We start from the raw sequence: 12,574 nt of genomic DNA on the forward strand, positions 1-12,574 counted from the left end.
CGGCTTTTTTGTGCGGCGGAAGAAACCCCGATCTGGAGAATGCCGATTCCCACGATGAGTCGCATACCAGCCGTTAAAACCGGCATGGTCGCGTCGCTATCGCATGATCGAGGGTGTTATCCGGAGGACTTCCATGAATGTGCAGTGGACCAGATCGCTAGAGATCACCGCCCCATGGAATTCTTGCTTTTGGGAGTGCTGTCTTTTTCTGAGTCCTGCTGGACCCAGCGGAAAAAAATATAAACAGGCAGCGCAATAAGCGCGAGTGTTACAAACGCGTCGACCGACATGGTTTCATCCATCATTTATACCGTTCATCATGAAACGGCTCGGAAACAATGCATGAAATCTCTTTAAAAAGTCTGAATCTGCTTATTTTTCGGTATGTTGCGGGGTGGCACACCTATTGGAGCCGGCCTGTATGAATGTGGAACAGAAGTGCCGATCTGGCATAGGCTCAAGCCGGAAAAGCCGCTCCACCAGCCCAAGGCCGCGATCGTCTACAGAATCGGGGGCAGGGGCCCTGATTCCCAATGCCGGAAGTTTACGGCGAAACGCACCGACATCCGAAACAGTTTCGGCTTGGTAATGCGAACAATTTGAAGAAGCTGGAAAATGGTGGGCGATGAGAGACTCGAACTCCCGACATCCTCGGTGTAAACGAGGCGCTCTACCAACTGAGCTAATCGCCCTTCGCGTCTTGCAGATCGTGTCTGCCGCGTCGGTGGCCGTGATGTATTCGGATCGGAAAAAAACCGCAAGGGCTTTTGTGAAGTTTTTTTGTTTTTTTTCCGGACAGCTTTGCCCATTGCCAGAGGTGATCGGCAAAAAGCCGGGAACTGCGGGCTTTTCGATAAAAACAACGCCCGGCCGTTACCTTTGGCGGTATGCTGGAATCGCGTTACGGACGCCCCGGCTGTGGACAAGTTTTTTGTTTTTGTTGGGAAAAGCCCGGAAAACAGGGCATTCGCTGCAATGCCGGCCAAAGGCCTTTCAGTTTTTTCCGATCAAAATGAAGAAGCTTATTCTTTTGTCGTGAAACCTGCTTGACACCCCCGCACGAACGCCGTAGTTAGCCGCTCAACGAACAGCCGAGGCTGGTTCGTACGGCGAGACTAAGGTCTTGTCGGTCAGGATAAGCGGGTGTAGCTCAGTTGGTTAGAGTGCCGGCCTGTCACGCCGGAGGTCGCGGGTTCGAGCCCCGTCACTCGCGCCATCCTGTTCCTCGGGAAAAACGCAGACGAATGTCTGTGGAGCGCGGGTGTAGCTCAGTCGGTTAGAGTGCCGGCCTGTCACGCCGGAGGTCGCGGGTTCGAGCCCCGTCACTCGCGCCATTTCTCTCACCGAAATGACACTCCCGAACGAAGCAAGCAGGCATCGTCCTGCCATCTCGGCAATGGCTATTTCAGCGTCTGTTTCCGGCATTTGCGAGCGCGGTTTTTCCTGCTGTTTTTAGTCAAGTTTCGATATCGAGAGATCGTCACTTCGCTGCCATTTTGACGTAAAATTCGTGTGACTTTTTTGCGGTTGCGTCGTTCAATCGATTATTATTGTATTTGAGGGGCTTAGCCCGGAATTGTGGCCCAAATTTGCGTCAATTCCGGCAATATTGTTGCCAATCAATGCGGCAGGTGTCTTGAAATGGTGCCTAAACTCTTGCAGAGAGAGCGCGGCTGCGCTAACCACTTTGGCGTTGCAACATATTTGTGCGCCTTTAGACTTTCAGTCGCAAAGGCAGGTCCGGCACCCGGCCGGACAGGGAAGAGACCATGACTGAACTCCTCAGTTCCTATATTCCGATCGCAATCTTTATCGGTATCGCTCTTGTCATTGGCCTGGCGCTTCTCATCGCGCCTTTCGCTGTCGCTTATAAGGCGCCGGACCCGGAAAAGCTCTCCGCTTTCGAGTGCGGTTTCAATGCCTTCGACGACGCCCGCATGAAGTTCGATATCCGGTTTTATCTGGTGTCCATTCTCTTCATCATCTTCGACCTTGAAGTCGCCTTCCTGTTTCCCTGGGCTGTGTCCTTCGGTGATATGGGCTGGTTCGGTTTCTGGTCTATGATGGTGTTCCTCGCCGTTCTCACCATCGGCTTTATCTATGAGTGGAAGAAGGGAGCGCTGGAATGGGCATGAGCCAGAACAACAGCACGCTCGTTGCGCCGCAGCCGAAGGGGATCGTTGATCCCGCCACCGGCAAGCCTGTCGGCAGTAACGATGCCTACTTCACGGAAATCAACGACGAGCTGGCCGACAAGGGCTTTCTCGTCACCTCGACCGACGAGCTGATCACCTGGGCGCGTACCGGCTCCCTGATGTGGATGCAGTTCGGTCTTGCCTGCTGCGCCGTCGAGGGTCTGATGCAGGCTTCCGGCCCGCGTTACGACATGGAGCGCTTCGGTGTCGCCCCGCGCGCCTCGCCGCGCCAGTCGGACGTGATGATCGTCGCGGGAACGCTGACCAACAAGATGGCGCCGGCACTGCGCAAGGTCTATGACCAGATGCCTGAGCCGCGTTACGTCATCTCCATGGGCTCCTGCGCCAATGGCGGCGGCTATTACCATTATTCCTACGCCGTCGTGCGCGGCTGCGACCGAGTAGTGCCGGTGGATATCTACGTTCCGGGCTGTCCCCCCACGGCGGAGGCGCTGCTTTACGGCGTGCTTCTGCTGCAGAAGAAGATCCGGCGTACCGGTACGATCGAGCGCTAAGGGCAAAGGACGGATTAAGGAATGAGCGAAGCTCTAAACGATCTTGCTGCTTACGTTAAGGAAGCGCGTGGTTCCCTCGTGGTTTCGGCCGATATCGCCTATGGCGAGCTGACGCTGAACACGACGACGGAAAGCGTTATCGCGCTTTTGACGTTCCTGCGTGACGATGTGCAGTGCGGTTTCGTCAACATCATCGATATTTGCGGCGTCGACTGGCCGCAGCGCGAGAAGCGTTTCGACGTCGTCTATCACCTCTTGTCGCCACGCCAGAATCTGCGCGTGCGCATCAAGCTGCAGGTGGCGGAAGACGAGGGCGTTCCCTCGGCAACCTCCGTTTACATGGGTGCCGACTGGTTCGAACGCGAAGCCTGGGATATGTACGGCATTCCTTTCGAGGGCCATGCGGACCTTCGCCGAATCCTCACCGATTACGGTTTCGAAGGTCATCCGCTGCGCAAGGATTTTCCGGTTACCGGCTTTGTGGAAGTACGCTACGATGACGTTCTGAAGCGCGTTCTCTATGAACCGGTCGAACTGAAGCAGGAATTCCGCAATTTCGATTTCCTCTCTCCCTGGGAGGGGACTGACTATGTTCTCCCGGGTGATGAAAAGGCCAAGCAATGAGCGAAGCCCCCGCGACAGAGCACGGACAATGTCTTTGCGGCGCCGTTGGCTTCAATGCCAGCATCGGCGCCCGCGAATTCGGCGTTTGCCATTGCTCGATGTGCCGCCGCTGGTCCGGCGGTACGTTTCTGGCTGTCGAATGCGCTGACGTCGCCATCGAGAACGAGGAACATTTCGGTGTTTATACCTCGTCGGAATGGGGCGAGCGCTGCTTCTGTAAGAATTGCGGCAGCACGCTGATGTGGCGCTCCAGAGATGGCAAGCATTTTGCCGTCTCGTTGCAGGCTTTCGACAACCCTTCCAGTTTCCATTTTGCGTCGCAGATTTTCACGGATGAGAAGCCTTCGAGCTATTCCTTCGCGCAAACAACGCAGAACATGACCGGCCCCGAATTCATCGCCATGATCACCTCGGCGGAGCACTAGAATGACTGAGCATAACGTCCGCAATTTCACGATCAACTTCGGTCCGGAACACCCTTCCGCGCACGGCGTGCTGCGTCTGGTTCTGGAACTGGACGGCGAAATCGTCGAGCGCGTCGATCCGCATATCGGTCTTCTGCATCGCGGTACTGAAAAGCTGATCGAGACCAAAACCTACCTTCAGGCCGTGCCTTATTTCGACCGTCTCGACTACGTCGCGCCGATGAACCAGGAACACGCTTTCGCGCTCGCCGTCGAAAAGCTTCTCGGCCTCGAAATCCCTATGCGCGGCCAATTGATCCGCGTGCTTTATTCGGAAATCGGCCGTATCCTGTCGCACATCATGAACGTGACGACTCAGGCCATGGACGTCGGCGCAATGACGCCGCCGGTCTGGGGCTTCGAGGAACGTGAAAAGCTGATGGTGTTCTATGAGCGCGCCTGTGGCGCCCGCATGCACTCGGCCTATGTCCGTCCGGGCGGCGTGCATCAGGATCTGCCGCCGGAGCTGGTGGAAGACATCGGCAAATGGTGCGATCCCTTCATTACCGTTCTCGACAATATCGAAGGCCTGTTGACCGACAACCGCATCTACAAGCAGCGTAACGTCGATATCGGCGTCGTCTCGCTTGAAGACGCCTTTGCCTGGGGTTTCACGGGCGTCATGGTGCGCGGTTCGGGTGCTGCCTGGGATTTGCGTCGCGCGCAGCCCTACGAGTGCTATTCCGATCTGGAGTTCGATATCCCCGTCGGCAAGAACGGTGACTGCTATGACCGTTACCTGATCCGCATGCAGGAAATGCGCGAATCGGTGAAGATCATGAAGCAGTGCGTCGATCTTCTCTCCGGCAAGCACCGCATCGGCCCGGTCTCCTCGCTGGATGGCAAGGTGGTTCCGCCCAAGCGCGGTGAGATGAAGCGTTCGATGGAAGCTCTTATCCATCACTTCAAGCTCTATACCGAAGGCTATCACGTTCCGGCCGGCGAAGTTTACGCCGCCGTCGAAGCGCCGAAGGGCGAGTTCGGCGTCTACGTGGTCGCCGATGGTTCGAACAAGCCCTACCGCTGCAAGATCCGCGCGCCGGGTTATGCACATTTGCAGGCGATGGATTTCCTGTGCAAGGGCCATCAGCTTGCCGACGTTACAGCCGTGCTCGGCTCCCTCGACATCGTGTTCGGGGAGGTCGACCGCTGATGCGTCTGCCGCTGGCCATCTTGGCTGTTCTTGCTGCGATGTCGACCTCCGTTCTCGCCCAGACGGCGACGGACGAGGGGAGCGTTTCGCTGTCAGGCAGCGGTGGTTCCACCATCAAGCAGCTTCTGTCATCGGGATACGAGATCAAGGCCTCGGTTCCCAATGGCAGCAAGTTCATCGTGTTCATGCAGAAAGACAAGGCGGCTTATGCCTGCGAATTCGTCACGGTGGCGAGATCGCGTTGTGAGACGTTAAACTGAAAAGGCGTGAGGAAGTATGTCCGTTCGTCGACTAGCCGAAGATCAGTTCCAGCCCGTGGCGTTTGCCTTTAATGCGGATAACACCGCATGGGCGGAAAAGACGATCCAGAAATATCCGGAGGGACGCCAGCAATCGGCGGTTATCCCGCTGCTCATGCGTGCGCAGGAGCAGGACGGCTGGGTTACCCGCGCCGCCATCGAAAAAATCGCCGACATGCTGGATATGGCCTATATCCGCGTCATGGAAGTGGCGACCTTCTACACCCAGTTCCAGCTGAAGCCCGTCGGCACACGCGCCCATGTTCAGGTTTGCGGCACCACGCCCTGCATGCTGCGCGGTTCGGAAGCGCTGATGGATGTCTGCCGCAAGAAGATCCACCACGATCCGCTGCACACCAACGAGAGCGGCACGCTGTCCTGGGAAGAAGTGGAATGTCAGGGCGCCTGCGTCAATGCGCCGATGGTCATCATCTTCAAGGATGCCTATGAGGATCTGACGCCCGAGCGCCTAGAAGAGATCATCGACACGTTCGAGGCAGGCAAGGGCGACACGGTCAAGACAGGTCCCCAGATCGACCGTCACCAGTCGGTGCCCGTTGGCGGCCTGACGACGCTGACGGAAGAGATCAAGCCAGATCGCTCCAATCTCGACAAGCCTGCCGAAGCTCCGGCGGAAGCAGCACCCGTTCTGCCTTCGAATACTGCAAAGCCGAAGACGGACGCGCCGGAAACCGATCCGAAGCTGAAGACGCCTGCGAACGAGCCCAAGGCTGCTGCGGAAAACGCAAAGGCAGGGGAACAGCAATCGGCAGGCAAGGAAGCGACAGCGTCCAGACCGTCGCTTGAGTCGGCCGACCGTCCGGCAGGCATTGAAAAGCCCGCTGCGCCCGATGACCTGAAACTCATTTCAGGCGTTGGCCCGAAGATCGAAGGCACGCTTAACGAGCTCGGTATCTTCACCTATGCGCAGATTGCCGGCTGGAAGAAGGCCGAGTGCGACTGGGTGGACGGTTATCTGAATTTCAAGGGCCGCATCGAACGCGATGAGTGGATCAAGCAGGCCGAGGCGCTCGCCAAGGGTGGCGAAGCCGAGTATATCAGGGTCTTCGGCAAGAAGCCGCGGTAAAGGGTGAAGCATGTTAAAAGATCAGGATCGCATCTTTACCAATCTCTACGGCCTCAAGGACAAGTCCCTGAAGGGCGTGAGGGCGCGCGGCCACTGGGATGGCACCAAGCAGATCATCGAAAAGGGTCGTGACTGGATCATCAATGAGATGAAGGCTTCCGGCCTTCGCGGTCGCGGCGGAGCAGGCTTCCCGACGGGTCTCAAGTGGTCCTTCATGCCCAAGGAAAGCGACGGCCGTCCGCATTATCTCGTGGTCAACGCCGACGAATCCGAGCCCGGCACCTGCAAGGACCGCGAAATCCTTCGCAACGATCCGCATACGCTGATCGAAGGCTGCGTGATCGCCGGTTTCGCCATGGGTGCACACACCGCCTATATCTACGTGCGCGGCGAATATATGCGCGAGCGTGAGGCGCTTCAGGCGGCCATCGACGAATGTTACGATGCCGGCCTGCTCGGCAAGAACAACAAGAACGGCTGGGATTTCGACATCTACGTCCATCACGGCGCAGGGGCCTATATCTGCGGCGAAGAGACGGCACTGCTCGAAAGCCTCGAGGGCAAGAAGGGCCAGCCGCGCCTGAAGCCGCCGTTCCCGGCCAATATGGGTCTTTACGGTTGCCCGACGACCGTCAACAACGTCGAATCCATCGCCGTCGCTCCAACCATTCTGCGCCGAGGTGCGGCATGGTTCTCGTCTATCGGCCGTCCGAACAATGTCGGCACCAAGCTGTTCATGGTCTCCGGCCATGTCGAGCGTCCATGCACCTTCGAAGATGCGCTGGGCCTGTCCTTCCGTGAGCTGATCGAACACCATTGCGGTGGCATTCGCGGCGGCTGGGACAATCTGCTTGGCGTCATCCCCGGCGGCGCATCCTGCCCCATCGTGCGCGGTGAGGACATGAAGGACGCCATCATGGACTTCGACGGCATGCGCGAAGTGAAGTCGTCCTTCGGCACCGGCGGCATGATCGTCATGGACAAGTCCACCGACGTCATCAAGGCGATCGCCCGCATCGCGGCGTTCTTCAAGCATGAAAGCTGCGGCCAGTGCACGCCGTGCCGTGAAGGCACCGGCTGGATGTGGCGCGTGCTGGAACGCATGGTGAAGGGCAACGCGCAGAAGCGCGAAATCGACATGCTGTTCGAAGTGACGAAGCAGATCGAAGGCCACACCATCTGTGCGCTCGGCGACGCCGCCGCATGGCCGGTACAGGCGCTGATCCGCAATTTCCGTCCGGAAATCGAAAAGCGCATCGACCAATATACCTACAGGGCCATGGATGATGGCGCTGTTCTGGAAGCTGCCGAATAAGCTTTTCGCAGTTTGCATGCGGCGCGGGGATGATCCCGGCGCCGGAAAACCATGAAGCGCCTGGCCGACGAGATGAAGTGTCGGGCGCGATTAAGGATTTGTTGCGGACCGTGTGAGAGACACGGGACGAACAGGCAACAGGACGTAAGTAGAACCATGGCAAAGCTCAAGGTTGACGGTAAAGAGATCGAGGTTCCGGATCATTTCACGCTGTTGCAGGCGTGCGAGGAGGCTGGTGCTGAAGTTCCGCGCTTTTGTTTTCATGAGCGCTTGTCGGTCGCGGGTAACTGCCGCATGTGTCTCATCGAGGTGAAGGGCGGACCGCCCAAGCCCGCCGCATCCTGCGCCATGGGCGTGCGCGACGTTCGCGGCGGCCCGAATGGCGAATTGCCCGAGGTTTTCACCAACACGCCGATGGTCAAGAAGGCCCGCGAAGGCGTGATGGAGTTCCTTCTCATCAACCACCCGCTCGATTGCCCGATCTGCGACCAGGGCGGCGAATGTGACCTGCAGGACCAGGCCATGGCCTTCGGTATTGCCGGTTCGCGCTACGCGGAAAACAAGCGTGCGGTTGAAGACAAATATATCGGCCCGCTCGTCAAGACGGTGATGAACCGCTGCATCCACTGCACGCGCTGCGTCCGTTTCACCACGGAAGTTGCCGGCATCGCCGAACTCGGCCTCATCGGCCGCGGCGAGGACGCTGAAATCACCACCTATCTCGAGCAGGCGATGACCTCCGAGCTTCAGGGCAACGTCGTCGATCTTTGCCCGGTCGGTGCGCTCACCTCCAAGCCTTTCGCTTTCACTGCACGTCCGTGGGAACTGAACAAGACCGAAACCATCGACGTGATGGACGCTCTCGGTTCGGCAATCCGCGTCGATACCCGTGGCCGCGAAGTCATGCGCGTCATGCCGCGTGTCAACGAGGCAATCAACGAAGAGTGGATCTCCGACAAGAGCCGCTTCATCTGGGATGGCCTGAAGACGCAGCGTCTCGACCGCCCTTACGTGCGCAAGGATGGCCGTCTGCAGCCCGCAAGCTGGGGCGAGGCCTTCGGCGCTATCAAGCAGGCGGTTGCCGCAACCAGCGGCAGCAAGATCGGCGCGATCGCCGGTGACCTTGCTTCCGTCGAGGAAATGTTCGCGCTGAAGTCGCTTCTGGCGTCGCTCGGCTCGGCCAATGTCGATTGCCGTCAGGATGGCGCAGCGCTTGATCCGTCTTTGGGTCGCGCCAGCTACCTGTTCAATTCCACAATCGAAGGCATCGAGCACGCTGATGCGCTGCTGATCGTCGGCGCCAACCCGCGTTACGAAGCGGCCGTGCTCAATGCACGTATCCGCAAGCGCTGGCGTCGCGGTGGTTTCCCGATCGGCGTGATCGGCGAAGCCGGTGAGCTGCGCTACAACTACGAATATCTCGGCTCCGGCGCGGAAACGCTTTCGGATCTCGCCAATGGCTCTCACAGCTTCGTTGAGAAGCTGAAGTCCGCCAAGAACCCGCTGATCATCATCGGCCAGGGCGCTCTGGCGCGCGCCGATGGCGCAGCTGTCCTTGCTGCCGCTGCGAAGCTTGCCGTTTCGGTTGGCGCAATCAGCGAAGAGTGGAACGGCTTCTCGGTGCTTCACACTGCCGCCGCCCGCGTCGGTGGTCTCGACATCGGCTTCGTGCCGGGCGAGGGCGGTGTTGCTGCTGCCGAAATGGTAACGTCCATGGACGTTCTCTTCCTGCTCGGCGCCGATGAAATCGACCTATCGAACAAGGGCGCCAAGTTCACCGTCTATATCGGCAGCCACGGCGATCATGGCGCGATGAACGCCGACGTCATCCTTCCGGGTGCGGCCTATACCGAAAAATCCGGTATCTGGGTCAACACCGAAGGCCGCGTTCAGGTGGGCAACCGCGCCGGTTTCGCACCGGGCGAGGCCCGTGAAGACTGGGCGATCCTGCGTGCTCTTTCCGACGTGCTCGGCAAGAAGCTGCCGTTCGATTCGCTGTCGGCGCTGCGCGGCCAGCTTTATGTCGCGCATCCGCATCTGGCGGAAACCGATGAGATCGTTGCCGGCAACGGCGCGGATGTCGAGGCACTTGCCGCTCGCGCGGGCAACCTCAACAAGTCGGCGTTTGCCTCGCCGGTAAAAGACTTTTATTTGACGAACCCGATTGCGCGCGCATCCGCCGTCATGGCCGAGTGTTCCGCATTGGCCCGCAACAATTTCCAGGCTGCGGCAGAGTAAGGGTAGGGGATTATGGAATCGTTTTTCTGGAGCTACGTCTGGCCCGCGCTGATCATGGTCGGCCAGTCCCTGCTGCTTCTCGTTTGCCTTCTGGTTGCCATCGCCTTCCTTCTGCTTGCCGACCGCAAGGTCTGGGCAGCCGTGCAGTTGCGCCGTGGTCCCAACGTCGTCGGCCCCTTTGGTCTGTTCCAGTCCTTCGCCGACCTTTTGAAATTCATCCTGAAGGAACCCGTCATTCCGGCGGGTGCCAACAAGGCGGTCTTCCTTCTGGCGCCGCTGGTTGCCGTGACGCTGGCGCTCGCCACCTACGCGGTCATCCCCTTCGCCGATGGCTGGGTCGTTGCCAATATCAATGTCGGCATTCTCTACATTTTCGCGATTTCCTCGCTTGAAGTGTACGGCATCATCATGGGCGGCTGGGCTTCGAACTCGAAGTACCCTTTCCTCGGCGCGCTTCGTTCCGCGGCGCAGATGGTGTCCTACGAAGTGTCGATCGGCCTCGTCATCGTCACCGTGCTTCTGTGCGTCGGCTCGCTCAACCTCACGGATATCGTTCTGGCGCAGCGTACCGGCCTCGGCACGATGGTCGGTCTGCCGGCTTCGTTCCTCGACTGGCACTGGCTGTCGCTGTTCCCGATGTTCATCGTGTTCTTCATCTCGGGCCTTGCCGAAACCAACCGTCCGCCCTTCGACCTTCCGGAAGCGGAGTCGGAACTGGTTGCCGGTCACATGGTCGAATATGGCTCGACGCCTTACATGATGTTCATGCTCGGCGAATATGCTGCGATCGTCCTGATCTGCTGCCTGACGACGATCCTGTTCCTCGGTGGCTGGCTGCCTATCGTGGATGTGTGGTTCCTGAACTGGATTCCGGGCATTGTCTGGTTCGCGCTCAAGGGCTGCATGGTTTTCTTCATGATCGCTCTGGTGAAGGCCTTCGTTCCGCGTTACCGCTATGACCAGCTCATGCGCCTTGGCTGGAAGGTGTTCCTGCCGCTGTCGCTCGCCATGGTCGTTATTGTTGCATTCGTATTGAAGCTGACGGGGTGGGCCGGTTGATGTCCGTACTCCTCGCTCAGAAATCTGGAGTTTGAGATGGCAAGCCTTTCCCAAGCCGTCAATTCACTGTTCCTCAAGGAGTTCGTCGGTGCGATCTTCCTGACGATGCGCCACTTCTTCAAGCAGAAGGCCACGGTGAATTATCCTTTTGAAAAGGGCCCGGTGTCTCCGCGCTTCCGCGGCGAGCATGCGCTGCGCCGTTATCCGAACGGTGAAGAGCGCTGCATCGCCTGCAAGCTGTGTGAGGCGATCTGTCCCGCTCAGGCGATCACCATCGAAGCCGGTCCGCGCCGCAATGACGGCACCCGCCGCACGGTGCGTTACGACATCGACATGGTGAAGTGCATCTATTGCGGTTTCTGCCAGGAAGCCTGCCCGGTGGATGCCATCGTCGAAGGCCCGAACTTCGAATTCGCGACGGAAACCCGCGAGGAGCTTTATTTCGACAAGCAGAGGCTTCTCGACAATGGCGACCGCTGGGAGCGTGAAATCGCGCGCAACCTCGCACTGGATGCGCCTTACCGTTAAGGCGCAACCGTCTTTCCGGGGGAGACCCCGGGAAGCGAAGAAAGAGTAAAAGAGCCTGCACGGTTATCGCCGGCGGGGACGAAACGGGTAGAGCGCGCGGTTGCGCGGTCTTTGCCCGGATGAGGACAAGAAGGCACCAACATGGGTCTGCACGCTGTATTCTTTTATATATTCGCTTTCGTCGCCGTGGCGTCTGCGTTCATGGTCATCGCATCGAAGAACCCTGTTCATTCGGTGCTGTTTCTGATTTTGACCTTCTTCAACGCAGCCGCGCTGTTCCTGCTGACGGGGGCCGAATTCCTCGCCATGATCCTGCTCGTCGTTTATGTCGGTGCGGTGGCGGTACTCTTCCTCTTCGTCGTCATGATGCTGGATGTAGATTTTGCGGAGCTGCGCTCCGGCGTGCTGCAATATGCGCCGATCGGTGCGCTGATCGGTATCATCCTCGCGGCTGAACTGATCGTCGTGGTCGGCGGCAGCGTGCTCAACCCGCAGGCGGCCAAATCGATTACCATGCCGATCCCGTCACCGGCCGTGCGCACCAATACGGCCGCGCTGGGCGACGTGCTCTATACCAATTACGTCTACTTCTTCCAGCTTGCCGGTCTCGTGCTGCTGGTGGCCATGATCGGCGCCATCGTGCTGACGCTGCGTCACCGCACCGACATCAAGCGGCAGAACATATCCACGCAGGTCGGCCGTGACCCGAAGACCGCCGTCACCACGGTCAAGGTCAAACCGGGCCAGGGCATCTGAAGGCGCGAACGGATCCAAGGAAACAGAATATGGAAATCGGTCTTTCCCACTACCTGACGGTCAGCGCGATCCTCTTCACGATCGGCATCTTCGGTATCTTCCTCAACCGGAAGAACGTCATCGTCATCCTCATGTCGATCGAGCTCATCCTGTTGGCGGTCAACATCAACATGGTGGCGTTCTCGGCTTTCCTGAACGACATCGTCGGCCAGGTCTTCGCACTGTTCATTCTGACCGTCGCAGCCGCAGAAGCGGCCATCGGTCTTGCAATACTCGTTGTCTTCTACCGCAACCGCGGATCGATCGCTGTCGAAGACGTCAATATGATGAAGGGCTGATAA

At 58.6% G+C, this 12,574-nt stretch carries 15 protein-coding genes and 3 tRNA genes; 16 read left to right on the top strand and 2 right to left on the bottom strand.

Features of this window, described 5'->3' with window-relative positions:
• Positions 1-164: 164 nt before the first annotated feature.
• Together CRO62_RS27270 and CRO62_RS23885 are read right to left on the bottom strand one after the other, a co-directional pair.
• On the bottom strand, positions 165-305 hold the full coding sequence (locus CRO62_RS27270) for a hypothetical protein (protein ID WP_003512649.1): 141 nt from the start codon (positions 303-305) through the stop codon (positions 165-167).
• Between the two features lie 311 nt (positions 306-616).
• Positions 617-692: transfer RNA gene (locus CRO62_RS23885), tRNA-Val, on the bottom strand.
• A 109-nt stretch (positions 693-801) separates the two neighbouring features.
• Between CRO62_RS23885 and CRO62_RS23890 the strand changes: the two genes are divergently transcribed.
• From CRO62_RS23890 to nuoK, 16 genes are all read left to right on the top strand, one after another.
• Positions 802-1,050 carry a hypothetical protein gene (locus CRO62_RS23890; RefSeq protein ID WP_143539407.1) on the top strand — a complete coding sequence of 83 codons (249 nt, stop codon included), beginning with the start codon at positions 802-804 and terminating at the stop codon, positions 1,048-1,050.
• An 89-nt stretch (positions 1,051-1,139) separates the two neighbouring features.
• A tRNA-Asp gene (locus CRO62_RS23895) sits at positions 1,140-1,216 on the top strand.
• Positions 1,217-1,257: 41 nt separating this feature from the next.
• Positions 1,258-1,334: transfer RNA gene (locus CRO62_RS23900), tRNA-Asp, on the top strand.
• Between the two features lie 435 nt (positions 1,335-1,769).
• Entirely contained in the window at positions 1,770-2,135 is a 366-nt protein-coding gene (locus CRO62_RS23905; protein ID WP_003512653.1) for an NADH-quinone oxidoreductase subunit A, read from the top strand.
• Positions 2,126-2,710 (top strand): NuoB/complex I 20 kDa subunit family protein, encoded by a 585-nt coding sequence (locus tag CRO62_RS23910; protein ID WP_097102308.1) that lies wholly within the window; start codon positions 2,126-2,128, stop codon positions 2,708-2,710. The genes CRO62_RS23905 and CRO62_RS23910 overlap by 10 nt, the downstream gene beginning before the upstream one ends.
• Positions 2,711-2,731: 21 nt before the next feature.
• Positions 2,732-3,334: an NADH-quinone oxidoreductase subunit C gene (locus tag CRO62_RS23915; protein ID WP_003512657.1), complete on the top strand. Its 603-nt coding sequence runs from the start codon at positions 2,732-2,734 to the stop codon at positions 3,332-3,334.
• Positions 3,331-3,759, top strand: a complete 429-nt coding sequence (locus CRO62_RS23920; RefSeq protein WP_097102310.1) for a GFA family protein — start codon at positions 3,331-3,333, stop codon at positions 3,757-3,759. Before CRO62_RS23915 ends, CRO62_RS23920 begins: the two co-directional genes overlap by 4 nt.
• Before the next feature lies 1 nt (position 3,760).
• Positions 3,761-4,951 (top strand): NADH-quinone oxidoreductase subunit D, encoded by a 1,191-nt coding sequence (locus CRO62_RS23925; protein WP_003512668.1) that lies wholly within the window; start codon positions 3,761-3,763, stop codon positions 4,949-4,951.
• Complete coding sequence (locus CRO62_RS23930; protein WP_097102312.1) at positions 4,951-5,211, top strand: hypothetical protein; 261 nt, start codon at positions 4,951-4,953, stop codon at positions 5,209-5,211. The genes CRO62_RS23925 and CRO62_RS23930 overlap by 1 nt, the downstream gene beginning before the upstream one ends.
• 16 nt (positions 5,212-5,227) lie before the next feature.
• The gene (locus CRO62_RS23935) at positions 5,228-6,337 is read left to right on the top strand and encodes an NADH-quinone oxidoreductase subunit E (RefSeq protein WP_097102314.1); all 1,110 of its coding nucleotides are present in this window, start codon (positions 5,228-5,230) and stop codon (positions 6,335-6,337) included.
• 10 nt (positions 6,338-6,347) lie between these two features.
• Positions 6,348-7,652, top strand: a complete 1,305-nt coding sequence (gene nuoF, locus CRO62_RS23940; RefSeq protein ID WP_003512673.1) for an NADH-quinone oxidoreductase subunit NuoF — start codon at positions 6,348-6,350, stop codon at positions 7,650-7,652.
• A 156-nt stretch (positions 7,653-7,808) separates the two neighbouring features.
• Complete coding sequence (gene nuoG, locus CRO62_RS23945) at positions 7,809-9,890, top strand: NADH-quinone oxidoreductase subunit NuoG (RefSeq protein WP_097102316.1); 2,082 nt, start codon at positions 7,809-7,811, stop codon at positions 9,888-9,890.
• Between the two features lie 12 nt (positions 9,891-9,902).
• Positions 9,903-10,949, top strand: a complete 1,047-nt coding sequence (nuoH, locus tag CRO62_RS23950; RefSeq protein ID WP_097102318.1) for an NADH-quinone oxidoreductase subunit NuoH — start codon at positions 9,903-9,905, stop codon at positions 10,947-10,949.
• A gap of 36 nt (positions 10,950-10,985) precedes the next feature.
• Positions 10,986-11,477: an NADH-quinone oxidoreductase subunit NuoI gene (gene nuoI / locus CRO62_RS23955; protein ID WP_003512679.1), complete on the top strand. Its 492-nt coding sequence runs from the start codon at positions 10,986-10,988 to the stop codon at positions 11,475-11,477.
• A 141-nt stretch (positions 11,478-11,618) separates the two neighbouring features.
• Positions 11,619-12,233 (top strand): NADH-quinone oxidoreductase subunit J, encoded by a 615-nt coding sequence (locus CRO62_RS23960; RefSeq protein ID WP_003512680.1) that lies wholly within the window; start codon positions 11,619-11,621, stop codon positions 12,231-12,233.
• Between the two features lie 29 nt (positions 12,234-12,262).
• Complete coding sequence (nuoK, locus tag CRO62_RS23965) at positions 12,263-12,571, top strand: NADH-quinone oxidoreductase subunit NuoK (protein ID WP_003496445.1); 309 nt, start codon at positions 12,263-12,265, stop codon at positions 12,569-12,571.
• Positions 12,572-12,574: the final 3 nt, after the last annotated feature.

The organism is Rhizobium sp. AN6A (genome assembly GCF_900215635.1).
Classification (GTDB): Bacteria; Pseudomonadota; Alphaproteobacteria; order Rhizobiales; family Rhizobiaceae; genus Agrobacterium; species Agrobacterium tumefaciens.